Annotated in this window: 28 protein-coding genes; 24 read left to right on the forward strand and 4 right to left on the reverse strand. The window is 59.3% G+C overall.

The genetic code is table 11. The annotated features are described in order from the left end of the window. Positions 1-18 precede the first annotated feature (18 nt). Positions 19-1803 (forward strand): alpha-amylase family glycosyl hydrolase, encoded by a 1785-nt coding sequence (locus GSUB_RS00335; RefSeq protein WP_040198595.1) that lies wholly within the window; start codon positions 19-21, stop codon positions 1801-1803. A gap of 133 nt (positions 1804-1936) precedes the next feature. Here the strand turns inward: GSUB_RS00335 and GSUB_RS00340 are convergent, their stop codons facing one another. Beyond that, positions 1937-3466: a YifB family Mg chelatase-like AAA ATPase gene (locus tag GSUB_RS00340; RefSeq protein WP_040198596.1), complete on the reverse strand. Its 1530-nt coding sequence runs from the start codon at positions 3464-3466 to the stop codon at positions 1937-1939. Positions 3467-3730: 264 nt separating this feature from the next. Here GSUB_RS00340 and GSUB_RS00345 point away from each other — a divergent pair, with 264 nt between their 5' ends. Together GSUB_RS00345 and GSUB_RS00350 are read left to right on the forward strand one after the other, a co-directional pair. Continuing rightward, entirely contained in the window at positions 3731-4669 is a 939-nt protein-coding gene (locus GSUB_RS00345) for a cation diffusion facilitator family transporter (RefSeq protein WP_040198597.1), read from the forward strand. 10 nt (positions 4670-4679) lie between these two features. Beyond that, positions 4680-5009, forward strand: coding sequence for a hypothetical protein (locus tag GSUB_RS00350; RefSeq protein ID WP_040198598.1), 330 nt, complete (start codon positions 4680-4682; stop codon positions 5007-5009). 108 nt (positions 5010-5117) lie between these two features. On the opposite strand, the gene GSUB_RS00355 is transcribed toward GSUB_RS00350, so the two are convergent. Further along, the gene (locus tag GSUB_RS00355; protein WP_040198599.1) at positions 5118-5909 is read right to left on the reverse strand and encodes a carbon-nitrogen family hydrolase; all 792 of its coding nucleotides are present in this window, start codon (positions 5907-5909) and stop codon (positions 5118-5120) included. Between the two features lie 289 nt (positions 5910-6198). On the opposite strand from GSUB_RS00355, the gene GSUB_RS00360 reads away from it, so the two are divergent. The 20 genes from GSUB_RS00360 to GSUB_RS00445 all read left to right on the forward strand — a co-directional run bounded on the left by GSUB_RS00360 (position 6199) and on the right by GSUB_RS00445 (position 23329). After that, complete coding sequence (locus tag GSUB_RS00360) at positions 6199-6684, forward strand: Na+/H+ antiporter subunit E (protein ID WP_040198600.1); 486 nt, start codon at positions 6199-6201, stop codon at positions 6682-6684. Beyond that, positions 6684-6992 carry an MrpF/PhaF family protein gene (locus GSUB_RS00365; protein ID WP_040198601.1) on the forward strand — a complete coding sequence of 103 codons (309 nt, stop codon included), beginning with the start codon at positions 6684-6686 and terminating at the stop codon, positions 6990-6992. Before GSUB_RS00360 ends, GSUB_RS00365 begins: the two co-directional genes overlap by 1 nt. Next, on the forward strand, positions 6989-7315 hold the full coding sequence (gene mnhG / locus GSUB_RS00370; protein WP_040198603.1) for a monovalent cation/H(+) antiporter subunit G: 327 nt from the start codon (positions 6989-6991) through the stop codon (positions 7313-7315). The genes GSUB_RS00365 and mnhG overlap by 4 nt, the downstream gene beginning before the upstream one ends. Beyond that, a complete protein-coding gene (locus tag GSUB_RS00375) occupies positions 7312-7557 on the forward strand; it encodes a Na(+)/H(+) antiporter subunit B (RefSeq protein WP_040198605.1) in 246 nt (81 codons plus the stop codon). Before mnhG ends, GSUB_RS00375 begins: the two co-directional genes overlap by 4 nt. Next, positions 7554-7826 carry a hydrogen gas-evolving membrane-bound hydrogenase subunit E gene (gene mbhE, locus GSUB_RS19575; RefSeq protein WP_052464270.1) on the forward strand — a complete coding sequence of 91 codons (273 nt, stop codon included), beginning with the start codon at positions 7554-7556 and terminating at the stop codon, positions 7824-7826. The genes GSUB_RS00375 and mbhE overlap by 4 nt, the downstream gene beginning before the upstream one ends. Further along, the gene (locus tag GSUB_RS19580) at positions 7823-8302 is read left to right on the forward strand and encodes a Na(+)/H(+) antiporter subunit B (RefSeq protein WP_052464272.1); all 480 of its coding nucleotides are present in this window, start codon (positions 7823-7825) and stop codon (positions 8300-8302) included. Before mbhE ends, GSUB_RS19580 begins: the two co-directional genes overlap by 4 nt. Before the next feature lies 1 nt (position 8303). Beyond that, positions 8304-8693, forward strand: a complete 390-nt coding sequence (locus GSUB_RS00385) for a cation:proton antiporter subunit C (protein ID WP_040198607.1) — start codon at positions 8304-8306, stop codon at positions 8691-8693. After that, a complete protein-coding gene (locus tag GSUB_RS00390; RefSeq protein ID WP_040198609.1) occupies positions 8690-10180 on the forward strand; it encodes a complex I subunit 5 family protein in 1491 nt (496 codons plus the stop codon). Before GSUB_RS00385 ends, GSUB_RS00390 begins: the two co-directional genes overlap by 4 nt. A gap of 45 nt (positions 10181-10225) precedes the next feature. Continuing rightward, the gene (locus GSUB_RS00395; protein ID WP_040198611.1) at positions 10226-11695 is read left to right on the forward strand and encodes a monovalent cation/H+ antiporter subunit D family protein; all 1470 of its coding nucleotides are present in this window, start codon (positions 10226-10228) and stop codon (positions 11693-11695) included. Between the two features lie 52 nt (positions 11696-11747). Further along, positions 11748-11891: a hypothetical protein gene (locus tag GSUB_RS19295; protein ID WP_158414012.1), complete on the forward strand. Its 144-nt coding sequence runs from the start codon at positions 11748-11750 to the stop codon at positions 11889-11891. A gap of 11 nt (positions 11892-11902) precedes the next feature. Then, positions 11903-12163: a hypothetical protein gene (locus GSUB_RS00400; RefSeq protein WP_040198613.1), complete on the forward strand. Its 261-nt coding sequence runs from the start codon at positions 11903-11905 to the stop codon at positions 12161-12163. After that, positions 12153-13934 carry a Na(+)/H(+) antiporter subunit D gene (locus GSUB_RS00405; RefSeq protein ID WP_040198615.1) on the forward strand — a complete coding sequence of 594 codons (1782 nt, stop codon included), beginning with the start codon at positions 12153-12155 and terminating at the stop codon, positions 13932-13934. Before GSUB_RS00400 ends, GSUB_RS00405 begins: the two co-directional genes overlap by 11 nt. Before the next feature lie 31 nt (positions 13935-13965). Then, positions 13966-14436, forward strand: coding sequence for a universal stress protein (locus GSUB_RS00410; RefSeq protein ID WP_040198617.1), 471 nt, complete (start codon positions 13966-13968; stop codon positions 14434-14436). Between the two features lie 13 nt (positions 14437-14449). Further along, complete coding sequence (gene hemW, locus GSUB_RS00415) at positions 14450-15577, forward strand: radical SAM family heme chaperone HemW (RefSeq protein ID WP_040198618.1); 1128 nt, start codon at positions 14450-14452, stop codon at positions 15575-15577. Between the two features lie 154 nt (positions 15578-15731). Then, entirely contained in the window at positions 15732-16769 is a 1038-nt protein-coding gene (gene hrcA / locus GSUB_RS00420; RefSeq protein ID WP_040198620.1) for a heat-inducible transcriptional repressor HrcA, read from the forward strand. 13 nt (positions 16770-16782) lie between these two features. After that, complete coding sequence (gene grpE, locus GSUB_RS00425; protein ID WP_040198623.1) at positions 16783-17409, forward strand: nucleotide exchange factor GrpE; 627 nt, start codon at positions 16783-16785, stop codon at positions 17407-17409. A 50-nt stretch (positions 17410-17459) separates the two neighbouring features. Then, on the forward strand, positions 17460-19379 hold the full coding sequence (gene dnaK, locus GSUB_RS00430; protein ID WP_040198624.1) for a molecular chaperone DnaK: 1920 nt from the start codon (positions 17460-17462) through the stop codon (positions 19377-19379). Positions 19380-19514: 135 nt separating this feature from the next. Next, positions 19515-20636, forward strand: coding sequence for a molecular chaperone DnaJ (gene dnaJ, locus GSUB_RS00435; protein ID WP_040198625.1), 1122 nt, complete (start codon positions 19515-19517; stop codon positions 20634-20636). 26 nt (positions 20637-20662) lie between these two features. Then, positions 20663-22582 (forward strand): ABC transporter substrate-binding protein, encoded by a 1920-nt coding sequence (locus GSUB_RS00440; RefSeq protein ID WP_158414013.1) that lies wholly within the window; start codon positions 20663-20665, stop codon positions 22580-22582. Positions 22583-22594: 12 nt separating this feature from the next. Further along, positions 22595-23329: a hypothetical protein gene (locus GSUB_RS00445; protein ID WP_040198627.1), complete on the forward strand. Its 735-nt coding sequence runs from the start codon at positions 22595-22597 to the stop codon at positions 23327-23329. 4 nt (positions 23330-23333) lie between these two features. Here GSUB_RS00445 and GSUB_RS00450 read toward each other — a convergent pair whose 3' ends face one another. Both GSUB_RS00450 and GSUB_RS00455 read right to left on the reverse strand, forming a co-directional pair. Continuing rightward, a complete protein-coding gene (locus GSUB_RS00450; RefSeq protein WP_040198628.1) occupies positions 23334-24254 on the reverse strand; it encodes a putative 2-dehydropantoate 2-reductase in 921 nt (306 codons plus the stop codon). A gap of 293 nt (positions 24255-24547) precedes the next feature. Next, positions 24548-24730, reverse strand: coding sequence for a hypothetical protein (locus GSUB_RS00455; RefSeq protein WP_040198629.1), 183 nt, complete (start codon positions 24728-24730; stop codon positions 24548-24550). 166 nt (positions 24731-24896) lie between these two features. Here GSUB_RS00455 and GSUB_RS00460 point away from each other — a divergent pair, with 166 nt between their 5' ends. Next, positions 24897-25376 (forward strand): CarD family transcriptional regulator, encoded by a 480-nt coding sequence (locus tag GSUB_RS00460; RefSeq protein WP_040198630.1) that lies wholly within the window; start codon positions 24897-24899, stop codon positions 25374-25376. The last annotated feature ends 86 nt before the right edge of the window (positions 25377-25462 follow it).

The following is a 25462-nucleotide window of genomic DNA, read 5'->3' on the forward strand; positions in this document are numbered from 1 at the left end:
CGTGGAGGCACTATTTTCATGAGCGATACGGGGAAAATCACGGGGATGGGAGCCATCCCTCACTCAGGGGGCGTGGCTTTTCGGGTCTGGGCACCGCATGCACGGCAGGTTGCGGTGGTCGGCTCCTTCAACGGATGGGACGGCAACAGCCATCCCATGCTCGCCGAGGAAAACGGCTACTGGTACGCGGATGTGACAAAGGCGAAAATCGGCGATGAGTACAAGTTCCTGCTGACCACGGAGCAGGGCACCCTGAACCGCATCGATCCCTATGCCCGCGAAGTCACAAGCTCGGTCGGCAACGCCATTGTGCACGATACGTATTTTGACTGGGAAGGAGACGACTTGCGGCTGGCGTCGTGGAACGAGCTGGTCATCTACGAACTGCACATCGGAACGTTCAACGATCAGGAAAAGATCAACCAGCCAGGCCATTTTTCCTCGGTTTCGGCGCGCCTCGGGCATTTGAAAAGGCTCGGCGTCAATGCCATCCAGATCATGCCGGTGGGCGAGTTCGCCGGGGATCGCTCCTGGGGCTACAACCCCTCCCACATTTTCTCGGTGGAAATGACCTACGGCGGCCCGAAGGCTTTCAAGCAGTTGGTCAAGCGCGCCCATCAGGAAGGGATCGCGGTGATCCTCGACGTGGTGTACAACCACCTGGGGCCAAGCGATCTTGATCTCTGGCAATTCGACGGCTGGAGCGAGAACGGTCGCGGCGGCATCTATTTCTACAACGACGAGCGGGCCCATACGCCCTGGGGGGAAACCCGGCCCGATTATGGTCGCGGCGAAGTGCGGCAGTATCTGCGCGACAACGCCATGATGTGGCTGGAAGAATACCACCTGGACGGCCTGCGTTTCGACTGCACCCAGTTCATCCGCACCGTCAATGGGACCGACCATGTGCTGCCCGAGGGCTGGAGCCTGCTGCAGTGGATCAACAGCGAGGTGTCGCACAAATTTCCCGGGAGAATCCTGATTGCAGAGGACCTGATGAACAACCGCTGGCTCACCAGGGACGTCGGCGCCGGAGGTGCCGGCTTCGCCTCCCAGTGGGACGCCATGTTCGTCCACCCGATTCGTTTGGCGGTGGTCACTCCTGCCGATGAGCAGCGCTCTCTCGCCGCAATTCGCGACGCCCTCTGCTACCGCTACAACGATGACGCTTTCGACCGGGTCATCTACAGCGAATCCCACGACGAAGTGGCCAACGGGCTGCAGCGCGTTCCCCAGGAGATCAATCCCAGCGATCCCAAGGGCTGGCATGCGCGCAAACGCTCAACCCTGGCCGCCGCCATGGTCTTTACCGCCCCCGGCATCCCCATGATCTTTCAGGGCCAGGAATTCCTCGAAGGCGGCTGGTTTCGCGACACGGTGCCTGTCGATTGGGACCAGTGCGAGGAATTTCACGGTATCGTGCGGCTCTATCGCGACCTGGTCCGGCTGCGGTTGAACCGCGACGGCTTCACCCGGGGCCTGTGCGGCCAGTTCACCCAGGTCACGCACCTGAACGAAGCGCGCAAGGTCATCGCCTTTCACCGTTGGGACAAGGGCGGGGCGGGGGATGACGTGGTGGTGGTCGCCAACTTTTATCACGAGGCGCAGGATGACTACGTCATCGGTTTTCCGGCGCAAGGCGCCTGGAAGCTGCGCTTCAACAGCGACTGGCAGGGCTACAACGACGATTTCCGCAATCATCCAAGCACCGACGTCCGTACCGAACCTGGAGAGAAAGACGGTCTGCCCTGTCACGCCAGACTGTCAATTGGTCCCTACAGCGTGGTGATTTTTTCTCAATGACCGATGAAGAGGCCATTCAGTCCTGTGTGCAAAACCCCCTCGATTTATTACTTAAAGACTGCACTGTCAATTTTCCCTTTCAGTGAACTCGCTTGCCCGGTCCCCTTTTGCCTTGTGCAAACCTGATAATACTTCAGACCACCTTGCGGTCCAGCCCCCGATACTGAATGGCTTCCGCCAGATGCTCAGTTGCGATCTTTTCGCGGCCGGCCAGGTCGGCGATGGTGCGCGAGATCTTGAGGATGCGCGCGTAGGAGCGGGCGGAGAGTCCCAGGCGATCGGTGACGCTCTCCAGCAGTTTCTGCCCCTGGTCATCGAGGGCGCAGAAGCGGCGGATGTGGCGCGCCTGCATGCGGGCGTTGCAGTGGAGGTTGAAGGGGGCGAGGCGTTCGCGCTGAATGGCGCGGGCGGCTTCCACCCGGGCGCGGATGACGGCGGAGGATTCGCCATCCACCGGGTCGGCCAGATCCTTGTGCTGCACGCGCGGCACCTCGATGTGCAGGTCGATGCGGTCGAGCAGCGGCCCGGACAGACGCCGACGGTAGCGCTCGATCATGGTCGGGGTGCAGGAGCAGCTATCCTCGGATTCCCCCAAGAGACCGCAGAAACAGGGATTCATGGCGCCTACCAGCATGAAAGTGGCCGGATAGGTGAGGCTGGTGGCGGCGCGCGAAATCGTGACCTGGCCGTCCTCGAGGGGTTGACGCAGCATCTCCAGCACATTCTTTTTGAATTCCGGCAGTTCGTCGAGGAAAAGCAAACCGTTATGTGCCATCGAAACCTCTCCCGGGCGCGGATTGCTGCCGCCGCCGATCAATCCGGCATCGGAGATGGTATGATGGGGGTGTCGGAAGGGGCGCTGGGTGATCAGGGCCTGCTGTTCGTTGAGTAGGCCCATAACCGAGTGGATCTTGGTGGTTTCAAGAGCTTCGGCGAAGCTCAGATCCGGTAGAATGGTGGAAACCCGGCGTGCCAGCATGGTCTTGCCGCTGCCGGGCGGGCCGACCATCAGGATATTATGAGAGCCGGCCGCTGCGACCTCCAGGGCGCGCTTGGCCTGCTCCTGGCCGCGTACTTCGGCAAAGTCCTCGCCGTTGTGGTCTGCGCCGGCGAACAGTTCCGGAATAGAGACGCTGCACGGTTCGATCATGCGTTCGCCATTGAGGAAAGCCGTCACTTCGCCGAGGTCGTGCACGCCATAGACCGGTACGCTGTTAGCGATAGCGCCCTCGCGGGCATTTTCGCGGGGCAGAATCAGGCCGTCCACCGGCCAGTCGCCGGCGGCGATGGCCACCGGCAGGGCACCGCGTATCGGTTTGACCCGTCCATCGAGGGAGAGCTCTCCCATGATGACAAAGCGTCGGGCGGCATCTTCCTTGATGAGTCCGGTGGCGGTGAGCAGGCCGACCGCCATGGGCAGGTCAAAGGCGGCACCGTCCTTTTTGATGCCTGCGGGAGCGAGGTTGATGGTGATGCGCCGCGCGGGAAATTCGTAGCCGGAATTCTTGATGGCGGATTTGACCCGGTCCTTGCTCTCCTTGACCGCCCCTTCGGGCAGCCCCACGGTGGCGAACTGGGGCAGGCCGCGGGCGATATCGACCTCCACTTCAACCTGGTAGGCGTCGATCCCCGACAGGGCGCCGGACAGAACTTTGGCGAGCATGTTTGATTCCCCCCTCTTGCAGTCATTGACATAGAACCAGGTGATTTCACTGCCGCATGAGCCGTTGACGCCCAGCTGAAAGAGGGCGAAACGGCTCGGTTGGTCGGAAACGGCGAAGGTCTTTAATTAACAAAAAAGGACGTGGCGGGCAAGGACAAAGATCTGTAATACAAGAGGCAGGGCATTGCTTTTATCTGCTTGTCAGCAGGCACCTCCACCGTTAGAATGGCGCCGTTCCCAGCCGATTTCGACAGGAGAATGCGTATGTCCGCCCATGAAGGCGTCGACCGCAATATCAGCCGCGGGTTTCTTTTTGCCATCAGCCTGACCAGCGTGACGCTGCTGGCTGAGGTGATCGGCGGCCTGTGGACCAACTCTCTGGCCCTGCTGGCGGATGCGGCCCATGTGTTCATGGACCTGCTGGCGCTGGTCCTTTCGCTGGCGGCGCTGAAACTGGCGCGGCTTCCGGCCACCGACCGGCGCACCTACGGTTGGCACCGAGCGGAGATTTTTGCCTCCCTCATCAATGGCGTGACCCTGCTGGCGATGGCGGTGGGTATACTGCTGGAAGCCTGGGAGCGGGTGCAGGCGCCGGAGCCGGTCAAGAGCCGGGAAATGTTCATTATTGCCGCGATCGGGCTGGTCATGAACCTGGTGGCCGCCAGGTTTCTGCACGGCCACTCCCGTGATGACCTCAACGTCCGCAGCGCTTTTCTGCATGTGCTGGGCGATGCCATCGCTTCGGTGGGGGTCATTGCCGGCGGGCTGGTCATGATGCTGACCGGATGGTATGTTGTCGACGGACTGATCTCCGTCTTCATCGTCCTGATTATCGGCTGGGGCGCGGTGCGCGTCATTCGCGAGGCCGGCCATATTCTGCTCGAGGGGGTGCCGGCCCATATCGATATCGGCGAGGTGGTCGAGAGCATAAAGGGGATTGCGGGGGTGCGCGACGTACATCATATCCATTGCTGGTCGATCTGCTCCCACATCTCCTCCCTGTCCGCCCATGTCGACATCGAGCCGGAGCAGCGCCCGCAGCAGGGGCGGATTATCGCCGAGATTGGGGATATGCTCGAGCGGGACTACTCGATCAGCCACAGTACCCTTCAGGGCGAATGCAGTCGTTGCGAGACCGTGCCGCTGTTTCAGCAGCTTCATCACCGGTCTCCCGACTCGAACGGCCATGGCCACGAGCATTGATAGAGGAATTATGAAAAAACTCGTTCGTTTTATCTTCTGGGGTGTTGTTTTCGTTGTGCTGCTGGTCGCCGCCGACCAGGCACTGCTGCGGGTAGACCTGGATGTGCCGGGCTACCGCGAGGCGCACAGCTTCTACAAGGAATTCCGCGCGCGCCTGATCGGCCTGGGCGGGGAGCAGACGGCGCCGCCCGCATCAGGGAACGAGGGCACGCAACCTGCGCCGCCGGCCGCCGGCCCTTCCTATGTCTATGTCGATGATGAGGGAGCGCTTCATTTTGCCGAAAATCTCAACGAGGTCCCTGAACGTTACCGCCAGAACGCTCAGCAATTGGGGCATTAACAACAGGCGCTCAGTCCAGGCTCAGCACAGCTCTCCTGTGAAAAAAAAGGGCCACTCGCGGACATCGTTTGCGGCTGGCTCTTTTTTCTGACAGACAGGGCCGTTTCGTCAGGGCAGAGTCCCGTAAACGGTCGGCCTTCTGTCCTGAAAACACCTGATCTTGCTACGAAAATCGATCATCTCCTGAAAATCCAGGGTAGCAAACAGTTCGACACCCTTTTCTTCGCCTTCTGCCAGGATCTCTCCCCAGGGAGAAATGATCAGGCTCATGCCGAAGAAATCCAGCTTGCCCTGCACCCCGCAGCAGTTGGTGGCGACCACGAACTGCTGATTCTCAATGGCTCTGGCACGTAAAAGAGTCCGCCAATGCTCCTGGCGCGGCTTGGGCCATTCCGCAGGCAGGCAGAGGATTTCGGCCCCTTCCAGCGCCATTTTGCGGAACAGCTCCGGAAAACGCAGGTCGTAGCAGATCGCGATGCCGAGGCGTCCGGCGCTGGTAGGGACAACCAGGGTTTTGTCTCCGGCGGACAGGAAGCGATCCTCCCCCATGGTGGAAAAAAGGTGCAGTTTGCGGTAAGTCCCTTTGATTTCACCCTGGTCGATGACATAGGCGGCATTGTAGATATGGCCGTTTTCGCTTTCGGGCAGACTGCCGACCAACACCATTTTCTGCTCAGCCGATTTTTTCTGGAGGACTTCAATGACCCGCGGCGTTTCCAGGGCAAGTCGGGGCAGGTTTTTGTAGTCGTATCCAGTGCTCCACATCTCTGGAAGTACGGCAAGTTCGGCTCCCCGATCCCTGGTCCGGTCGATGGCCGACAGTGCTTTCTTCAGATTGGTGTCGACATCGCCAAGGGAAATATTGAACTGAATGCTGGCTGCGTTAAGTTTTCGATTCATCACACCTCTCTGGAAACAATGTTTTAAAAAGACGGAATTTTCCGGCGCAGTTAAGAAACAAACACGATTATAAAAGAAAAGAAGCCAATGAACAAGAGGCTCTAGGGGGATACCGGTTTGCCTTGACACCTTTTGGGGAGCATGCTAATCCTTGACACACTTTTCTTTCGTGCGGCAAGGGGTTCTGCTTTCTGCCGAGGTTCGGGAGGGAACTTATCTTCTTGTTTTTCCGGTCTGAGTTTCGGATTTAATGTCGAGACAACTGCCGGGTGGACCAGGGTGGTTTTAGATGACCAAGTTTGCCACTTTTCTGATCATGTTTGTCTTCTGGGCGGTCCTGTCCGGGATGTTCGACGGGTTTCACCTGTCGCTGGGGATTCTCTCCTGCCTCCTGGTCGCACATTTCAGTCATGACCTCCTTTTCGTCAACCGAAGCGTGGGCTCCTTCACCCGGCATTTTATCGGGTGGATCTTTTATGTGCCCTATCTGCTGAAGGAAATTGTTCTGGCCAGCGTGCAGGTTGCTTACATTGTGCTGCACCCCCGTATGCTCGATCTGATCGATCCCCAGTTGATCCGTTTTAAGACCCGCCTGAAAAGACCTGTTTCCAGGGTGTCCTTTGCCCAGTCAATCACGTTGACGCCTGGAACGATCACCGTAAGCGTTCACGATGATGAATTCACCGTGTATGCGTTAACCCGCAGCACGGCCGAGTCGCTGCCCGGCACCATGGAAGAAAAGGTGGCCGCCGCGCTTGAAAAGGAGCCGCTGTAATGGCCGACATTTTTATGGCCTTCGGAATCGGGCTGCTGCTTCTGATTCTGGTCAGTCTCTATCGGGTGGTTACCGGACCAACAGTGCTTGACCGCATTCTCGGCGGCAATGTCATCGGTTCACAGACCACCGTGCTGCTGCTGCTGATCGGGTTGATCTACGGCAATGTCGGGATGTTTGTCGATATTGCGCTGGCCTATGCGCTGCTCAACTTCATCGCGACCCTGGGAGCCACCAAGTATTTCCTGCGCAGACGGAGTGTTCACCTCGACAGCGATCTGCAGGAAGGGAAGGAGGCGGCTGAATGAACGTCATCACCATTGTTTTGCTGACCCTCGGCCTGTTTTTCTTTGCCGTTGGCGTTGTTGGAATTCTTCGTTTCCCCGATTTCTACACCCGCATGCATGCCGCCGGCAAATGCGACACTCTGGCCTCCGAGCTGGTGCTGCTGGCGGTGGCGCTTTACAACCTGTCCGATCCCTCGCTGGGAAGTGTTCTGGTCAGTATCAAGATCATGATGATCGCAGGCTTTGTTTTTGTTGCAAGCCCGACGGCGACTCACGCCCTGACGGAAGCAGCACTGGTGGTTGGAGTCTCCCCCTGGACCAGGAAAAGCGGGAGGCGCTCATGACCTGGCCCATTGATCTGCTCATTCTGGCGCTGGTGGTGATCTGCGCGATCGGAACAATTGCGGTGCGGGACCTGCTCGCCGCCACGGTGGTGTTCGGGGTGTACAGTTTCCTTATGTGTCTGCTGTGGGCGGAGATGGGAGCGGTGGACGTGGCGTTTACCGAAGCGACGGTCGGCGCCGGCGTCAGTACCGTGCTGTTTATTGCCGCTATTCTGCGAACCAGCCGAAGGAGTAAGGATTGAAAGCGATTGCCTGGCTTGCCTGCATCGTGACCGGAGCTTTGCTGCTCTACGGGACCAAGGATTTCCCCGCCTGGGGCGACCCGCAATCTCCGGCCAATACTCACCTGTCGAAGTATTTTATCGAGCAGGCGATTCCTGAAACCCACGTTCCCAACCTGGTGACCGCCGTTCTGGGTGACTACCGCGGTTACGACACCATGTTCGAGCTGGTGGTTATCTACTGTGCCGGGATCGGGGTCATCGCCGTGCTGCGGAGGTCGCGCCAATGAAGACTGTGCAGGATCGCGCAGAAAACCGGCGCCTGGGCGAGAGCCTGATTATCGAGATGTCTGTGCGCATCATGGTTCCCTTTATCCAGTTGTTCGGCCTTTATGTCATCGTGCACGGCCACTACAGCCCCGGCGGCGGTTTTCAGGGGGGCGTCATTCTGGGGGCCTCCTTCATCCTGTTGGCCCTGGCTTTTGATCTTCCGACAACCATGGAGCGCATGAGTGAGCGCTGCAACGCCCTGATCGCCAATATCGGCGTGCTGATTTTTACCGGGGTGGCGGCTCTGTGCACCATCGTGGGCGGCTACCTGCTGGACTACAGTGCCCTTGCCGCTGTGATTCCGATGGATCCCATCGAATGGCGGTCTTTCGGCATCTTTCTGGTCGAGGTCGGGGTCGGGCTTGGCGTGATGAGCATCATGGTCTCCCTGTTCTGGGATATCAGCTCCGCCGGTGACATGGATGAGGGGTTGTAGTATGGACGGTCTGCTGAACGAAGTCATCGCCAAATACAATTACTGGATCTATGTCGTTTTGATGATGATCGGCTTCTACGCCATGATCGGCAAGAACAACCTGGTGAAGAAGTTGCTGGGAATGAACATCTTTCAGACTGCAATCATCCTTTTTTTCGTTTCCACCGGGGTCAAGCGTGATGCCGGAGTTGCCATCGTCGACAAGTACGAGGTGCTCAAGCACGGCGTTGACGCTTCGACGGTGGTCAATCCCCTGCCCCATGTGCTGATGCTGACCGCTATTGTCGTTTCGGTGAGCGTGACGGGGGTGGCTCTGGCGCTGCTGATCCGCATTCACCGCAGATACGGATCCCTGGAAGAGGACGAAATCCTGGAGAAAATCCGCCAATGATCCTCGAGAATTTTCCTGCACTTGTGATTGCGGTACCGCTGCTCGCCGCCTTTGCCGTCAACCTTCTCGGCCGCCTGTCCCGCGCCTGGATCGCGCCGCTGGTGCTCGGTTCCCTGGCGTTCAGTACGATCGCCTCTGTGGTGCTGCTGGCCCGCGTGCTGCGCGAGGGCACGGTGCGTTACGTGATGGGCGGCTGGCGCGCTCCTTTCGGCATCGAGCTGGTGGTGGATCCCCTGTCCGGCCTGATGCTGGTGGTGGTTGCGGCGGTGGCGCTGGTGGCCTGTGTGTCGGTGGTAAAAAGCGTCGAGCAGGAATTGCCGGGCAAGGACTATCTTTTTTTCACCCTGCTGCTGATTCTGATCGCGGGCCTGCTGGGGCTGGTGGTAACCGGCGATGCCTTCAACCTCTACGTGCTGCTGGAGATCACTTCCATTACCACCTACGGCCTGATCGCCATGGGGCCCGATCGGGCGCCGCTGTCGAGCTTCAACTATATCATTATGGGCACCATCGGCGCCTGCTTTTATCTGCTGGGGGTCGGCTACCTCTATATTCTCACCGGCTCCCTCAACATGGCGGACATTGCTTTGATTCTGCCCGGTCTCGAGGGGCAGGTGGCGGTGGCCACCGCGTTTGCCTTCCTGCTGGTGGGATTCTGGGTGAAAATGGCGTTTTTCCCCTTGCACAGCTGGCTCCCCAACGCCTACAGTCATGCTCCGAACTCGGTCGCCGTGGTGGTGGCGCCGCTGATGACCAAGGTAACGGTCTACCTGATGCTGCGCATCATCCTGACCGTTTTTTCCGTTGATTACGCTTTTTACCAGCATGCCGCGGTGCAGAGCACCATTGTCTGGGTCTCTGCCGGGGCCATTGTCTGCGCATCCTTTCTGGCCCTGGCCCAGCGGGATCTCAAGCGGATGCTGACCTATATCATCGTTGCCGAAGTCGGCTACATGGTCGGTGGTGCATGGCTGGCCAATTCCGCGGGCTTGACCGGCGCAGTGCTTCACATCGTCAACGATGCCATCATGACCCTGTGCATGTTCCTGGCCGTGCTGGCCATCGCCTACCGAATCGGCGATACCCGTTTTGAGAACCTGACCGGAATTTTCCGCAAGATGCCGATCACCATGGCGGCCTTTACCCTGGGGGCCTTCTCCATGATCGGCGTGCCTCCGACCTGTGGTTTTTTCAGCAAGTGGTACCTGATCCTGGGTGGGGTGGAGGCCGACCAGTGGGGATTCGTCATCGCCCTGGTGGTCAGCAGCCTGGTGAATGCGGTGTTGTTTTTCCGCATTATTGAAATCGGTTATTTCCGTTTGGAGGAGCAGGATCATGCAGCGGTACACGGCAATGGCGTTGCCGAGGCACCCCTGATGATCCTCAGTCCGCTGGTTCTGACCGCCCTGGCCCTGCTGGTGGTCGGTTTCGGTTCGGGCCTTATCGTCAAGGATGTGATCCGTCTGGCGCTCCCGGCGGGATTTTAGCCCGGAGAGCAGCCCTTTTCCCTTTTCCGAGGTTTGTTGTCGACCATGCAGAACGCGCATAGCATTCTACCCCTGGCCGCGGTTCTTGTTTCATTGCTCGGTCCGATCCCCATCTACCTTTCGGGGCGTACTCCCAATGTGCGCGAGGCCTGGACTCTGCTCATTGCGCTGACCAAGTTTCTGCTGGTTGCCTCGATGGTTCCGGCAGTGCTCAATGGGGTGTCCTACACCTTTACGATCGCAGAAGTTCTCCCCGGCGTCCCCATTGAACTGCGGGTCGACGCCATGGGGGTGTCCTTCGCCCTGGTCGCCTCTTTTCTGTGGATTCTGACCTCGATTTATTCCATCGGGTACATGCGCAGTCTCAAGGAGCATGATCAGACCCGCTATTTCGCCAGTTTCGCCGTCGCCATCAGTGCAACCATCGGCGTGGCCTTCGCCGGCAATCTCCTGACGCTCTACCTGTTCTACGAGGTTCTCTCCCTTTCCACCTATCCGCTGGTCACCCATGAACAGAATCTGGAGGCGCGGGCTTCCGGGCGCAAATATCTGACCTACATTCTGGGCACCTCCATCGGTCTGGCCCTGCCTGCCATGCTGGTGACCTATGCGGTGGCCGGAACTCTCGATTTTCGCAGCGGCGGCATCCTGGCCGGCGTGGCCGGCCCGGAGCTGATGACGGTGCTGCTGCTCCTGTTCGTTTTCGGTTTCGCAAAAGCCGGGATTATGCCGCTGCACGCCTGGCTGCCCGCGGCCATGGTGGCGCCGACTCCGGTCAGTTCCTTTCTGCACGGCGTCGCGGTGGTCAAGGTGGGTGTGTTTTCCATTCTGCGGGTCATCTATCATATCCTCGGTCCCGAACAGCTGGGGAAGTTTGACCTCGGGGCGGTTATAACGACCCTGGCGGCCATCACAATACTGGTCGCCTCGCTGATCGCCCTGACGCAGGATAACCTGAAAAGGCGGTTGGCCTATTCCACCGTAGGGCAGCTCTCCTACATGGTGCTTGGCGCCGGCATGCTCTCCGCCTCCGGGATGCTGGGCGGCACCCTGCATATTGCCATGCACGCCTTCGGCAAGATCACCCTGTTTTTCTGCGCCGGGGCGATCTATGTTGCCCATCGCAAAAAATATATCAGTCAGATGGATGGCCTGGGCCGGCAGATGCCGGTGACTTATCTGGCCTTCCTGCTGGGATCCATGAGTATTATCGGGCTGCCGCCGCTGGGGGGATTCATCAGTAAATGGCACCTGCTGCTGGGTGCGGTGGAAGCCGGACAGCTCGCTCTTTTGCTGGTGCTGATCGTCAGTTCACTGCTGAATGCGGCTTACTTTTTCCCCATCGTCTATCGCGGATTTTTCATCATGCCCGCTGGAGAGGAAAACCGCGGGGGCATCAAAGAGGCCCCGCTGCTCTGCCTCGTCCCGTTGTCGGTGACCGCCCTGATTTCGGTGGCCCTCTTTTTCTATCCGGATCTTTTTATCAGCCTGATCAATCAGGCGTTGGCCCCCTGATCAGAAAGATTTACACCAACGATACTGCCTTTCAGGTCAATGGAGCATTTTTATGGCGCATGCCGACCAAAACAAGGATGAACCCAGGAAGATACTCGCCCACGAACCGGTGCCCGGCTACCGTACCGCGTTCTGGATCATTTTTGCGCTCAGCCTGTTCTATCTGGCGATCGTTTTTTCCAACGGTGCACACTGAACGGATCTGTTATGGCGAAACAGCAGAAAGATAAAAAATATCTCTTCGATGATCCGCGCAATGTCAGACGTCTGCTCGGCATCTTTTACGTCAGTCTCGGGGTGCTGCTCGGACTGGAGCTTTTCGTCCACAAACATCCCCATTTCAAGTGGGAGGAGTGGTTCGGATTTTACGCCATCTACGGCCTGGTTTCCTGCATTCTCCTGGTGCTGATCGCCAAATATATCCTGCGCCCTCTGATCATGCGCGACGAGGATTATTATGACGAGTAGTCTGTTGCTCCCACCTTCTTTCGTCTTCATTTTAGGCGCGCTGCTTGCCGCCTGCCTGCGGGGGCGGCTACTCAAGGTTGTCGCTATCGCGGTGCCGGTGGTGAGCTTTCTGATTTTATGGGGCGCCCCCAACGGCAGCTACGGAACCCTTTCATTCATCGGTCTTGACCTGGTGCTGGCGGAGGTGGACCGTCTTTCACGGGTGTTCGGCTATATCTTTCACCTGATTGCGTTTATCGGACTGATCTTTTCACTGCATCATGATGACCCCGCGCATTATGTGGTGGGCCTGCTTTATGCCGGTGCAGCTCAGGGGGTGACCTTTGCCGGCGACCTGTTCAGCCTTTTCCTTTTCTGGGAAACGCTGACGGTGACCGCGACCTTTCTGATCATTGCACGCCGCACTGCTGCGGCGCGGGGCGCTGCGCTGCGCTATCTGCTGGTGCATGCGGCCGGCGGTTTGTGCCTGCTGACCGGAATCGTCCTTTATTATCATGGCACCGGCAGCATCGCCTTTACCGCCATGGACCTGTCCCAGCCTGGGGCGCTCTTTATCTTTCTCGGCTTCGGCCTGAACTGCGCATGGCCGCTGCTGCATGCCTGGCTGGTCGATTCCTACCCGGAGTCCACCATCGCCGGGACCGTTTTCCTGTCGGCCTTCACCACCAAAAGTGCGGTCTATGTGCTGGCCCGCGCTTTTCCGGGCGCGGAGCCGCTGATCTGGATCGGCGCGGCCATGGTGGCTTTTCCCATTTTCTTTGCCGTCATTGAAAACGATCTGCGGCGGGTGCTCTCCTACAGCCTGATCAACCAGGTGGGGTATATGGTGGTGGGGATCGGCATCGGCACCGAGCTTGCCATCAACGGCGCGGTCTGTCACGCCTACGCGCACATCCTCTACAAAGGCCTGCTCTTCATGTCGATGGGCGCGGTGATGTACCGCACCGGGAAGATCAACGCCACCGACCTCGGCGGCCTCTACCGGACCATGCCCTTGACGGCGGTTTTCTGCATGATCGGGGCGGCGGCGATCTCGGCCTTCCCCCTGTTCAGCGGCTTTATCGCCAAGTCGATGGTGGTCGATGCCGCCGCGGGTGGTCACTACCAGTTCGTGTGGCTGATTCTGCTTTTTGCCTCCGCCGGTGTTTTTCATCATGCCGGCATCAAGATTCCGTTTTTCGCTTTTTTCTCCCACGATTCAGGCCTGCGCCCCAAGGAGGCACCGCTTCACATGCTGATCGCCATGGGCGGGGCGGCCTTCATGTGCGTCTTCCTCGGGGTTTATCCCGATTTTGTCTATGGGATGCTGCCTTTCCCGGTCGACTATGAACCTTATACTTTTGCCCATGTGCTCGCGCAGAGTCAGCTGCTCTTCTTCTCGGCGCTGGCATTCACCCTGTTGCTGCTGGCGGGCATCTATCCTCCCGAAATCCGATCGGTCAACCTGGATGTAGACTGGGCCTACCGCAAGGGCAGCCGCGCTTTCGTGCTGGTCGCCGACCGGGTATTCAACGGTATCAACAGTTGGGCCGAGCGTGTTCTGGGCTGGCAGTTGACCGGACTTCTGGCGAGATTTGCCAGCGACCCGGGCGCGAGTATTCAGAAATACTGGGTGCGTCTGACGGCCGAATACAGCGGAACCCGGGAGCGCGAGGAGCTGATGGAGGAGATTGACCGCCGCAGCCGCACGGCAACCTATCCCATAGGAATCCTGGTGTTGTTTGCAGTTTCGCTGCTGGCGCTGATGTCGATTCTGTTTATCCTGTTCTGAACCGTTCACCCCTGATGGAAGGCAGATGTCGATGAAAAAACTTATGCTGGCCATCGACGGCTCTCCCCAGTCCCTGCGTGCCGCGGAGTATGTCGCAGAGGTAGTGCCTCATATCCCCGACATCGGAATCGTGCTTTTTTCAGTTGTCAGCGGGCTGCCGCCCGACGCCGAGATTGCCCTGGACGCCTCGCCGCCGCCAGAGCACGAACTGCACGGCTATGAGGATAAGCGTGACGAACTGCAGTCGCTGCACGCCCAGGTCGTCAGGATCACTGAGCTGTTTGCCGGCAAAGGGCTTGCCGGTGATGATCTGGAGGTCTGCTGCAGGCCGATGCGTCACGGGGTGGCTGAGGATATCCTGGAGGAGGCCCGTGCACGGGGGTGCGATACCGTCGCGGTCGGTTCCCGGCATCTCTCCAAGGTCATGTCGCTGCTGCAGGGCAGTGTTTCAGCCAACCTGGTACACAAGGCGGATGCCCTGACGCTGTGGGTGGTCGGCTAAGCTGGCTTTTCCCATGTCGGGTCTTTACATTCATATCCCTTTCTGTCTGCGTAAATGCCCCTACTGCGATTTTTTCTCGGTAGAAGACGTCATCCCCGCAGATTATCCCCGCCGGCTCTGCCGCCATCTTGAACTGGCCGCATCGCGACTGCCGCAGCGCAGCGCCTTTCAAACCATTTTTTTCGGCGGCGGCACTCCCTCACTCATGCCTCCGGCCCGGATGGGCGAGGTTCTTGACCGAGCGGCTGACCTGTTCGGCATTGATGCCGATGCGGAGATCTCCATGGAGGCCAACCCGGGGACGCTGACCCTGGGCGATTTGCAGGATTTTCGTGCCGCCGGGATCAACCGTCTGTCTCTGGGCGTTCAGTCGCTCCACGACGCCTCCCTGCAGCGCCTCGGCCGTATCCACGATGCGCAGCAGGCCCGGTCCGCCTGTACGCTGGCGCGCCGGGCGGGCTTTGACAACCTGGGGCTCGATCTGATGTTCGCCCTGCCGGGGTCTACACTGGCTGCGCTTGAAGCTGATATAACGGCCTTTCTTGAGCTTGAACCCGACCACCTCTCCTGCTATGGCCTGACCGTGGAGGAGGGAACCCCCTTCCACCGGCAATTCTCCCGGGGGCATCTGCCACTCCCCGATGAAAACGACTATGCTGCAGCTTTTGAGCTGCTCCACGCGCGGCTCACCGCCAGGGGATTTTCCCATTACGAGATCTCCAATTACGCTCGTCCGGGGCGCCAGTGCCGTCACAACCTGCGTTACTGGCAGCGTAGGAGCTACCTTGGCATCGGCCCCGGAGCTCATTCTTTCTACGCCGTGGAATGGGGCGAGCGCTGGTCGGTGCCCGGCGACCTGGACCTCTACCGCTCCCGTCTGCGGCAGGGAAGCGATCCGGCAGAGCGGATCGAAACTTTCGACCGGCGAGGTGCCATGGTTGAAACGCTCTATCTTGGGCTGCGTACCGCTGAAGGGGTGGATGTCCGGTTGTTTCAGGAGCGTTTCGGGGACAGCATTGAAGCACTCTTTCCCGAGGCGGTTCAGCGTTGCGGCTCCTATCTGCGGCAGGACGGAGATCGGCTGCACTTCACCTTGCAGGGCTGGCTGCTCTACGACCATCTCATCTCCTTATTTTTGTAGGAAATTTTCTCTAATTTTTTCCATTTTCGCCGCCTTGACAAAGCAGGGGGTGGTTGTTATGTTGTTCTCGGTTAGCACTCGAGGCAAATGAGTGCTAACCTGTTTGTCAGAGGCCGGGAGATCTCCGGCTTCAGGTTTTTGGGGGATTTTTATCATGACCGAAGCGCTCAATGAAAGAAGCCGCAAGATACTTGAGGCGATCATCGAGGATCATATCGCTTCGGCGGAGCCGGTAGGGTCACGTGCCATTACCCGCCGGCACGGCATTGCTCTGTCTCCGGCAACGGTGCGCAACGTCATGTCCGACCTGGAAGAGATGGGGTACCTTGTCGCGCCCCACACCTCCTCCGGCCGAATCCCGACGGAGAAAGGGTACCGTTTTTACCTCGACTCCCTGCTGCAGGTGCGCGCCCTGACCGCACAGCAGAAAGAGCGTATCCGCCGCTACTACCAGCGCCGTGGTCTGCGCGCGGACGAACTGCTGCGTGAAGCAGGCCGGGTGCTGAGCAACATCAGTCATTACACCGGCATCGTCATGGCGCCGCAGTTTACTGCGTCCGTGTTCCGGCATATTGAGTTCGTGCGCCTGTCCCACGGGCGCATCCTGGTGATTTTCGTCAGCGAAAGCGGCCTGGTGCAGAACAAGATCATTGAAACCAAGGAAGATCTTTCCCCGCAAGATCTTGAAGGTCTCAACAACTATCTCAACCAACGTTTCGCCGGCTTGCCTATCGGCGAGATCAAGCAGCGTCTGCTGCAGGAGATGACGCAGGAAAAAGCCCTTTACGACAAGCTGTTTGCCCGCTTCATGGGGCTGTTCGAAGCAGCTCTCGCTGACGAGAGCCGTGAAGTCTTCATTGAAGGGGTCAGCCGCATGCTCGAGCAGCCGGAATTCAGCGACCTGGAACGGATGAAGCGGCTCTTTCAGGCTTTTGAGCAGAAAAGCACCCTGGTCGAGTTTCTCGACAAGTGCCAAAAAAGCCAGGGGGTACAGATCTTCATCGGAAGCGAAACCTCGTATCGTGAAATCGAGGGGTGCAGCCTGATTACGGCGTCCTATCACAGCGGTGACGGCACCATCGGCACCCTTGGCGTGATCGGCCCGACCCGCATGGCCTATTCACAGGTCATTCCGGTCGTCGACTATACGGCCCAGCTGGTCAGCCAGCTGCTGGAATCAGAGAACGAATAGGAGATTTTTTATCGTGTCCAAGAAGAAAAAAGACAGTCAACAGAGTGAGGCGCGGCAGCCTGATGCCGTGATTCCCGAGGCCGAACCGGTCGAGGAAACGCCCGGGGGTGCCGAGAGCGAGAGCACGCAGAATGCCGGCGCAGGGGAGCTCGAACTGGAGCAGGCGCGCGAGGAAGCCCAGCGTAACTACGACCAGTATCTGCGCATTGCCGCTGATCTTGAAAATTTTCGCAAGCGTGCCCAGCGAGAGAAAGAGGAGCTTTCCAAGTTCGCCAATGAGCGTATCCTGCGGGAGATCCTGCCGGTTGTCGATAACCTCGAGCGCGCCGTCGAGCACGCTCGCCAGGAAAGTTCCAGCGGTGAAGGCTTGCTGGAAGGGGTTGAGATGACTCTCACCCAGTTCGGCAAAGTCCTGGAAAAATTCGGAGTGACGCCGGTCAGAAGTATCGGCGAACCTTTTGATCCTGCGCGCCATGAAGCGGTGGGACAGCTTGAAACGGCTGAGCATGCCCCCAATGTTGTCGCGCAGGAGTTGCAGAAGGGGTATCTGCTGCATGAGCGGCTGCTGCGCCCAGCCATGGTCATGGTGGCCAAACCCCCGGCAGATAACGCACAGAATGAAAAAAGCGGGAAGGCCTGATTTTCCTGCACACTGAAAAAGCAACGTAATTTAAAAGGAGGATATACACTATGAGTAAAGTTATCGGCATCGATCTGGGGACCACCAACTCCTGTGTGGCGGTCATGGAAGGCGGCGAGCCTGTCGTCATCGCAAACGCGGAGGGTTCCCGCACCACCCCCTCCATGGTGGCTTTCACCGAAAGCGGCGAACGGCTGGTCGGCCAGCAAGCCAAGCGCCAGGCGGTCACCAATCCGGAAAACACCCTGTTCGCCATCAAGCGCCTGATCGGGCGTAAATTTGATTCGGAAGCGGTGCAGAAGGATATCAAGATCAGCCCTTTCAAGATCATCAAGGCGGATAACAACGACGCATGGGTGGAGGTGCGGGGCAAGAAATACAGCCCGCCTGAAATCTCTGCCATGATCCTGCAGAAAATGAAGCAGACCGCCGAGGACTATCTGGGCGAGACGGTGACCGACGCGGTTATCACTGTGCCGGCCTACTTCAATGACTCCCAGCGCCAGGCCACCAAAGACGCCGGCAAGATCGCGGGACTCAATGTTCTGCGCATCATCAACGAGCCCACCGCAGCAGCCCTGGCTTATGGACTGGACAAGAAGAAAGATGAGAAGATCGCCGTTTTTGACCTCGGCGGGGGTACTTTCGATATTTCCATTCTCGAACTCGGCGACGGGGTATTCGAGGTCAAGTCCACCAACGGCGACACCTTTCTTGGCGGCGAAGACTTTGACCAGCGCATCATCGACTACGTTGCGGACGAGTTCAAAAAGGAGCAGGGGATTGATCTGCGCGGCGACAAAATGGCCCTGCAGCGCCTCAAGGAAGCCGCCGAAAAAGCCAAGTGCGAACTTTCCAGCTCGGTGGAGACCGACATCAATCTGCCCTTCATCACCGCAGATCAGAGCGGACCAAAACATCTCAACATCAAGCTGACCCGCTCCAAGCTCGAGAGCATCTGTGCTGAGCTGCTCAACCAGTTGGTCGGACCCTGCAAGACCGCTCTCAAGGATGCCGGCCTTTCACCCTCCGATGTCGACGAAGTTATCCTGGTCGGCGGCATGACCCGCATGCCTGCGGTGCAGAAAAAAGTGCAGGAGATCTTCGGCAAGCAGCCCAGTAAAGGGGTCAACCCGGACGAAGTTGTGGCCATCGGCGCAGCCATTCAGGGCGGCGTGCTCAAGGGCGATGTCAAGGATGTGCTGCTGCTCGATGTCACGCCTCTGTCTCTCGGCATCGAGACGCTCGGCGGCGTAATGACCAAGCTGATCGAGAAAAACACCACCATCCCATGCCGCAAGAGCCAGATCTTCTCTACTGCGGCCGACAATCAGCCGGCGGTTTCGGTCCACGTGCTGCAGGGCGAGCGCGAAATGGCTGCCGACAACAAGACCATCGGCCGTTTCGAGCTGGTCGGCATTCCGCCGGCGCCGCGCGGCGTGCCTCAGATCGAGGTCACCTTCGATATCGACGCCAACGGCATTCTGCATGTCTCGGCCAAGGACCTCGGTACCGGCAAGGAGCAGTCGATCAAGATCACCGCGTCCTCCGGCCTGTCGGAAGAAGAGATCGACCGCATGGTCAAGGATGCGGAAAGCCATGCCGGCGAGGACAAGAAGAAGCGTGAGCTGATCGAAGCCCGCAACCAGGCCGACGGTCTGGTCTACACGACTGAGAAATCCCTCAGCGAGCACGGCGACAAGGTCGATGCTGAAACCAAGGAGAAGATCCAGGGGGCCCTGGACAATCTTAAAAAGGCGATGGAAGGTGACAGCGCCGAAGAGATCCAGTCCAAAACCCAGGAACTGGCCCAGGTTTCGCACAAACTTGCCGAGGTCATGTACTCCCAGGCCCAGGAAGAAGGGCAGGCCGGAGAGGGTGAAGCCCAGGCCGGCGCTGAGAGCGCCAAGGATGACAATGTCGTCGACGCCGAATTTGAAGACGTGGACGAAGACGAAAAGAAGAAATAACCAGGCCGCATTGCGTGCGGTGTGAACCTTAATCTGGCTCGACGGGAGCCGGGAGATTCTCCCGGCTCCCTTTTGCCGTGTGCGGACTTGATGTTCACCTGCGGCGGAAGGGCCACGCCCGAGAGGTAATTCAGTTTGGCTAAACGAGATTATTACGAGATTCTTGGGGTCAATCGCAACGCCAGCGAGACCGAAATCAAAAAAGCCTACCGCAAGCTCGCTCTCAAGCATCACCCTGATAAAAATCCGGGGGATAAAGAGGCTGAGGAGGTCTTCAAGGAGGCGTCGGAGGCCTACGCGGTGCTGTCCGATAGCCAGAAGCGGGCCCAGTACGACCAGTTCGGCCACGCGGGCATGAACGGTGGCGGTTTCAGTGAAGGTTTCGGCGGGTTTGGCGGCGGCAGCCCCTTTGAAGACATCTTCGGCGATATCTTCGGCGACATTTTCGGAGGAGGTAGCGGCGGAGCGCGCCGCGGGCGTGGCCGCCGTGGGGACGACCTGCGCTACAATCTGACCATCAGCTTCGAAGAGGCCGCTTTCGGTCACGAGACCAATATCGATGTGCCGCGACACCAGACCTGCTCTACCTGCAGCGGCAGCGGGTCACGGCCCGGATCCCAGCCCGATACCTGTCCCACCTGCCGCGGCGCGGGCCAGGTCCGGCATCAGCAGGGATTCTTCTCCCTGACCCGTCCCTGCCCCGATTGCGGCGGCGAGGGGCGTATCATCAAGGATCCCTGCCCCGATTGTCGCGGGACCGGTCGCGTACGCGAAAAACGCAGCCTTTCCATCAAGATCCCGGCCGGGGTCGAGACCGGCAACCGTCTCAAGCTCAGTGGTGAGGGGGAAGCAGGTTCCCAGGGTGGCCCGCCCGGCGACCTGTACGTGGTGATTACGGTCAAGGACCACCCGATCTTCCAGCGCGAAGGGCGTGACGTCATCTGCGAGGTGCCTATTTCATTTCCGCAGGCGGCGCTCGGCCATGAACTGGAGGTGCCGACCCTGGAAGGCAAGGTCAAACTCAAGATTCCCGCAGGCACTCAATCCGGCAAGGTGCTGCGCCTGTCCGGCAAAGGGATCCCCTCGCTGCAGGGCTACGGCCGCGGCGACCAGCTGGTGGTGGTGCGAGTCGAGACTCCCAGCCGCATGACTGCCCGCCAGCGGGAACTGCTCGAAGAGTTTGCCCGTGAAAGCGGCGAGGAGGTTCATCCTATGGGCAAGGGCTTTTTTGATAAAGTCAAGGAGATGTTCGGCTGATTTTTCGGCCGGATGAAAGGATGTGCATGTGGCGTAGCACAGCAGTGAGATTGATGTTGGCGGCCCTGGTAATTTTTTCGGGGCTTCTGCTGCCGGCGGCGGCACAGATGTCTTCGCAGCAGGGCGATTCGCGCACTGCAGGCCCTGAGGCGCTAGAGGTGCGTCGGGCGGGGGACCTTTATCGTGAGGGGAACCTGGATGAAGCGCTGAGGCGGTTGCGCGGTTTTGTGATTCGCAACCCGCATTCACCCTGGCGCGAACAGGCCTACCTCTATCTTTCCCGTATTTTTCATGATCGCAACTCCTGCGATGAAGCGCTGCTTTACCTCGACCGCCTTGAGCAGGAGTCGGACGCCGATATGGCTGAACTGGTTCGCGGCTCGTGCCTGGTTCAGGCGGGCCGCTATGCACAGGCCCTGGAACATCTGCTCCCCTTGCGCGAGTCTGATCTGGAGGGTTCCGACCGTGCGCTGCTGCTTGGTCGCATAGGGCAGGCCCGGGCCGCCCTCGGGCAGCCGCTGCAGGCTTTGGTCTCTCTCAACCAGGCCGCGGAACTTGATAAATACCCCGAGCGCTGGTTGGGCGAAGCTCACCGGACTCTCCGCGACGCCGACAACCCGGTTCTTGAGGAAGCCTCCTTCATGTTGCGCGGGCGCGCGGTCGGGCAGGACGCCGATCTGCAGCTTGCGCAGCGGGCAGCTGACGCGAATCAGAACGATCGTGCACTGTCGCTGCTGTCGCGGATCATGGCTGATCCCACCCCTTTTCCCTATCGTGATCAGGCTCGCTCCCTTTTAGCGCGAATCGACGGCGGCAGCACCGTCTCCCGCAACGCCCTGGGAGTTGTCCTGCCATTATCCGGTCGCTATGAATCCTTCGGTGAACTGGTCCGCCGGGGGATGGATCTGGCTCTGGAACTGCACCACCAGGGTGGGGATTCCTCTCCCCGTCTGATTTATCGTGACAGCGGCGTGGACGCTGCCCGTGCCTCGGATGCCGTTGCCACGCTGGCGGGCGCCGAAGGGGTGATGGCTGTCGCAGGTCCGTTGACCGGAGAGGCCTCCCGGAGCGCAGCCCTGCAAGCACAACGCCTCGGCGTTCCGTTAGTGTCTTTGTCGCCGCGCGCCGGGTTGCCGGAGGTCGGTGATTTCGTTTTTCGTAACTCTCTGACCAATGAACAGCAGGCCCGGACGCTGGCCGGCTACGCGGTCGAAGACCTGAATCTTTATCGTTTCGCCATTCTCGCCCCGGAAGAAGGGCAGGGTCGGGAGCTGGCCGATCTTTTTGCTGCACAGGTTGAGCAGAAAGGGGGGCGCGTGGTGACGCGGCAGGATTATCCCCCCGACCTCACCGACTTCCGCGTCCAGATTAAGCGGCTGCTCGGTCAGGACCCTAATGCGCCGGCTCCCCAGGCTCGCGGGGAGAAGCCCTCGCCGCCCCCTTTTGATGCGCTGCTGATTCCCGACTATGCCGAGATGATCGGGCTGATCGCGCCACAGCTGGCATATTACGATCTGACCGATGTCCAGCTGCTGGGGATCAACGGCTGGAATTCGCCGCAGCTCCTCGAGCGTGCCGGTCGATTCGTGGAGGGCGCAATTTTTGTCGATGGCTTTTTCGCAGACAGCCCCGATCCCATTGTGCGCGAGTTTGTCTCCCTGTACCGCGAAACCTATGGTGACGAGCCCTCGATTCTGGAAGCTCAGGCCTTCGATACGGCAGGACTGCTGCTCTATCTTCTCGGTCGGCCAGATGTCGCCAATCGCGAGGATCTGCGCCGCGCTCTGGCGTCTCTGCGCAATTATCCCGGGGTGACGGGAAATCTGTTTGTAGACGATCTGGGGGAGATCCGGCGCGAACTGTTCCTGATCCACGTGGAACAGGGTGCTTTTATTCAGATTGACCGTGAGCGCAACCGTGCCTTGCCGATGCCGTTGGATTTTTGAGCAATGAGGTCAATGACCTGGTGTTTGATGGCCTTTTGCCTGCTGTGCGCAGGCTGTGGCGTTTCTTCCGTTTCTTTGCCTTCATCCACCGGCATTGCCGGGCGGATCCAGGCTCCGGCCGGCGGCAGCATCGAGCACACGGTGGTTTATGCTTACCGCAACGCCGACAGCGGGCTGCGCGGCCCTGCTGATTTCGCCGCACCGGTCGATGAGCAGGGAGACTATTTTCTCGACCTGGTGGAAGGGCGTTACTTTCTGGTGGCCCGTCGGCGATCCGCCCCCGGGCAGGATGAGGGGCCGCCACGCCCCGGCGATGTCTGGGCGATGCACCCCCGCAATCCCCTGGAGGTGCGCGAAGGGCGGATTACAGAGGCCGATTTTCAGCTGCCCCGCAGTGCGCACAGGGAGGCGGTCGCCGCATTTGCCCGCAGCGATACCGCCCTGCGCGGTCAGCTGATCGATGACAACGGCAGCCCGCTGGAAGGGGTTGTGGTGCTGGCCTACCGGTCCGAAGAAGCGCGAGGCAAACCCGATCACCTGTCCCGGGCGACCGGTCCCGACGGACGCTTTGTCCTTTACCTGTCGCAGGGCGGGCGGTACTGCCTGCTGGTGCGCGATCAGGGACGCGGGCGCCCCGGCACCGCCGACCTTTACCGTTTTGCCGAGGAGAGCGAACCTTTCTGCCCATCGCTTTCAACCGGGCGGGAAAAGGATCTGGGCACCCTGATTCTGCGGGGGCGGCAGTAAGCCGCTAAGGCTGAAGGTTTTGTTCGCCCAGACTGAGCAGGGTATGAAGCAGTTGCACGCGGGGCATGGCAATATGGCGTGCTGCGGCACGCTGTAAAGGGATCTGGTAGATGGATTCCAGCTCCAGGGGGCGCTGCTCCTGACGATCGATCATCATGCTGGGGCGATAGCTGCCCATCCCTTCGGTCACCGCAAGCATCCGGTCGGCGAAATCTTCCGCGATAGGGCTTGACAACTCCTGGGCGTTGCCAGCGGCAATGACCTCCTGCATCAGGGCCCGCACTTCCCCGCGCATCAGTTCGTGGTTCAGTAGTTGATCGGTGGTCAGCCCGGTCAGGGCGCACAGGCCGTTGAAAGGAATATTCCACACCAGCTTCTCCCAGCGCGCCTTGATCAGATCCGCAACCGCCTCGCATGAAATGCCGGCCCCCTCGAACAGTTGAGCCAACCGCTGTGCTCTTTGAGAAAGGCCGCCGCTGAATTCGCCAAGGCGGATCCTGCCCTGATCGAGGTGGTGCACAACCCCTGGTTCACCGCGATTGCAGCACAGAAAGGCGATCCCTCCCATGACTCGCTGCGGCCCATGGATCTGAGCGAGAAGCTCCTCGTTGCCCAGGCCGTTCTGCAGGGTCAGCACCATGGTGTTTTCTCCCACCAAGGGTGTGGTCAGTTCGGCCAGGCGATGATTGGCGAACGTTTTCAGCCCCACCAGCACCAACTCGACCTGCCCCATTTCCGCAGGCGTGGCATACCCCTTGACCTGCTCAAGGTGAAAGTCGCCCCGGGGTGAAGTGATCGTCAGCCCCCGGCGGGAAATCTCATCAAGGTCACGCCGCAGCAGAAAGCGTACATCGTTGCCGGCGCGCTGCAGCAGGGCGCCATAGTAGAGACCGAGGGCCCCGGCGCCGATAATGGCTATGCGCATGAAACATCTCTCCTTCAACAGTCGTTTTCTGGATGGGACTTACACCATAACGCTCCGCGTCACGGGTTAAAAGGTGAACCTGAATCCGGGCAGCAGCGTGCCGTCGGAGCTGAATCCGAGAGTGAGTCCGAAATCGCGCCGCAACTGGTTTTTGTAGTCTTGATGCAGGTTGCGGTTGTGCCATGAAAGCGGCGTTAAGTGCCAGGCTCATGGCAGCTTCGCGCGGACGGCCCGCATAGAGCTGTCCCGCCCCGGGAAGCACTGCAGAAAGGGTCCCGGCCAGGCCCGGTGATTTAAGCGGCAGCGTTTCGATGATGAATGAAGCGTTTGTATTCAGTGATCGCGCGGTAGTAGTCGCCCTCATCGAAGAGACTGTCGGCGAAGGACAGCGCCGTTTCGCCCGGCACTGTTTGCGCACGGGATGGACCACTTCCAAGCAGCAGAAGAAAACAGAGCAGAATGAGTGAGAGGCGCATCGTAGAAATCCTTGCCTGAAAGTGGACAGACTTTAGCACAGCCGGGCTTTCGCGACCAGAGGCCGAATGCGCTGAATTCGGCCTCTGGCGACCGAAACGGACTGGTCGTTGACCGGGACGCTCGGTTATGGTAAACTTTCTGTCTATTTTTCAGGAGGCTAGAACCATGTTCAAAATTGGTGATAAAGCGGTTTACCCGACTCAGGGAGTCGGTGTGATCGAGGCTATTGAGTCTAAGGAATTCCAGGGCCAGAGTCTCGATTTTTACGTGATGCGCATCGTCGACAGCGATATGACCATCATGGTTCCCGTGAACAACGCTGAAGTGGTCGGTTTGCGCTGCCCCATCGGCATGGATGAGGTGAACACCATCTTCGGTCTTCTTGAAGAACCGCAGAAAGGCGGGCCCGTGGCCTCCTGGAGTCGTCGCCAGCGGGAATACAACGAGAAGATCAAATCCGGCGACTTGTTCGAAGTGGCCGAAGTGCTGCGCGACCTCTACCAGATCCGCTGCGACAAGGAGCTGTCCTACGGCGAGAAGAAGGTGCTTGAGCAGGCTCAGAAACTGCTGATCAAAGAGCTGGCCCTGGCGCAGAACGCCGAAGAAGCCCTGGTTCATCAGCGGATCGAGCAGATTTTTCACTGATTCGTCTTTGATTTGAACCTTGCCGCCGGATTCCGTGGCGGATTCCGTGCTGCCGGGGCACGCGGGCACGGGGAGAGTTGCGTCCC

The organism is Geoalkalibacter subterraneus (genome assembly GCF_000827125.1).
In the GTDB taxonomy this organism is placed as follows: Bacteria; Desulfobacterota; Desulfuromonadia; order Desulfuromonadales; family Geoalkalibacteraceae; genus Geoalkalibacter_A; species Geoalkalibacter_A subterraneus.

Excerpts from the sequence above, each read along its gene's own strand:
- GSUB_RS00445 (WP_040198627.1), top strand. The coding sequence starts at position 22,595 with ATGACCTGGTGTTTGATGGCCTTTTGCCTGCTGTGCGCAGGCTGTGGC.
- GSUB_RS00360 (WP_040198600.1), top strand. The coding sequence starts at position 6,199 with ATGACCAAGTTTGCCACTTTTCTGATCATGTTTGTCTTCTGGGCGGTC.
- GSUB_RS00365 (WP_040198601.1), top strand. The coding sequence starts at position 6,684 with ATGGCCGACATTTTTATGGCCTTCGGAATCGGGCTGCTGCTTCTGATT.
- hemW (WP_040198618.1), top strand. The coding sequence starts at position 14,450 with ATGTCGGGTCTTTACATTCATATCCCTTTCTGTCTGCGTAAATGCCCC.
- GSUB_RS00390 (WP_040198609.1), top strand. The coding sequence starts at position 8,690 with ATGATCCTCGAGAATTTTCCTGCACTTGTGATTGCGGTACCGCTGCTC.
- GSUB_RS00410 (WP_040198617.1), top strand. The coding sequence starts at position 13,966 with ATGAAAAAACTTATGCTGGCCATCGACGGCTCTCCCCAGTCCCTGCGT.
- GSUB_RS00440 (WP_158414013.1), top strand. The coding sequence starts at position 20,663 with ATGTGGCGTAGCACAGCAGTGAGATTGATGTTGGCGGCCCTGGTAATT.
- GSUB_RS00340 (WP_040198596.1), bottom strand. The coding sequence starts at position 3,466 with ATGCTCGCCAAAGTTCTGTCCGGCGCCCTGTCGGGGATCGACGCCTAC.
- hrcA (WP_040198620.1), top strand. The coding sequence starts at position 15,732 with ATGACCGAAGCGCTCAATGAAAGAAGCCGCAAGATACTTGAGGCGATC.
- GSUB_RS00345 (WP_040198597.1), top strand. The coding sequence starts at position 3,731 with ATGTCCGCCCATGAAGGCGTCGACCGCAATATCAGCCGCGGGTTTCTT.
- mnhG (WP_040198603.1), top strand. The coding sequence starts at position 6,989 with ATGAACGTCATCACCATTGTTTTGCTGACCCTCGGCCTGTTTTTCTTT.
- GSUB_RS00395 (WP_040198611.1), top strand. The coding sequence starts at position 10,226 with ATGCAGAACGCGCATAGCATTCTACCCCTGGCCGCGGTTCTTGTTTCA.
- GSUB_RS00405 (WP_040198615.1), top strand. The coding sequence starts at position 12,153 with ATGACGAGTAGTCTGTTGCTCCCACCTTCTTTCGTCTTCATTTTAGGC.
- GSUB_RS19295 (WP_158414012.1), top strand. The coding sequence starts at position 11,748 with ATGGCGCATGCCGACCAAAACAAGGATGAACCCAGGAAGATACTCGCC.
- GSUB_RS00375 (WP_040198605.1), top strand. The coding sequence starts at position 7,312 with ATGACCTGGCCCATTGATCTGCTCATTCTGGCGCTGGTGGTGATCTGC.
- GSUB_RS00335 (WP_040198595.1), top strand. The coding sequence starts at position 19 with ATGAGCGATACGGGGAAAATCACGGGGATGGGAGCCATCCCTCACTCA.
- GSUB_RS00455 (WP_040198629.1), bottom strand. The coding sequence starts at position 24,730 with ATGCGCCTCTCACTCATTCTGCTCTGTTTTCTTCTGCTGCTTGGAAGT.
- GSUB_RS00385 (WP_040198607.1), top strand. The coding sequence starts at position 8,304 with ATGGACGGTCTGCTGAACGAAGTCATCGCCAAATACAATTACTGGATC.
- GSUB_RS19580 (WP_052464272.1), top strand. The coding sequence starts at position 7,823 with ATGAAGACTGTGCAGGATCGCGCAGAAAACCGGCGCCTGGGCGAGAGC.
- GSUB_RS00450 (WP_040198628.1), bottom strand. The coding sequence starts at position 24,254 with ATGCGCATAGCCATTATCGGCGCCGGGGCCCTCGGTCTCTACTATGGC.
- GSUB_RS00350 (WP_040198598.1), top strand. The coding sequence starts at position 4,680 with ATGAAAAAACTCGTTCGTTTTATCTTCTGGGGTGTTGTTTTCGTTGTG.
- GSUB_RS00400 (WP_040198613.1), top strand. The coding sequence starts at position 11,903 with ATGGCGAAACAGCAGAAAGATAAAAAATATCTCTTCGATGATCCGCGC.
- GSUB_RS00355 (WP_040198599.1), bottom strand. The coding sequence starts at position 5,909 with ATGAATCGAAAACTTAACGCAGCCAGCATTCAGTTCAATATTTCCCTT.
- GSUB_RS00460 (WP_040198630.1), top strand. The coding sequence starts at position 24,897 with ATGTTCAAAATTGGTGATAAAGCGGTTTACCCGACTCAGGGAGTCGGT.
- dnaK (WP_040198624.1), top strand. The coding sequence starts at position 17,460 with ATGAGTAAAGTTATCGGCATCGATCTGGGGACCACCAACTCCTGTGTG.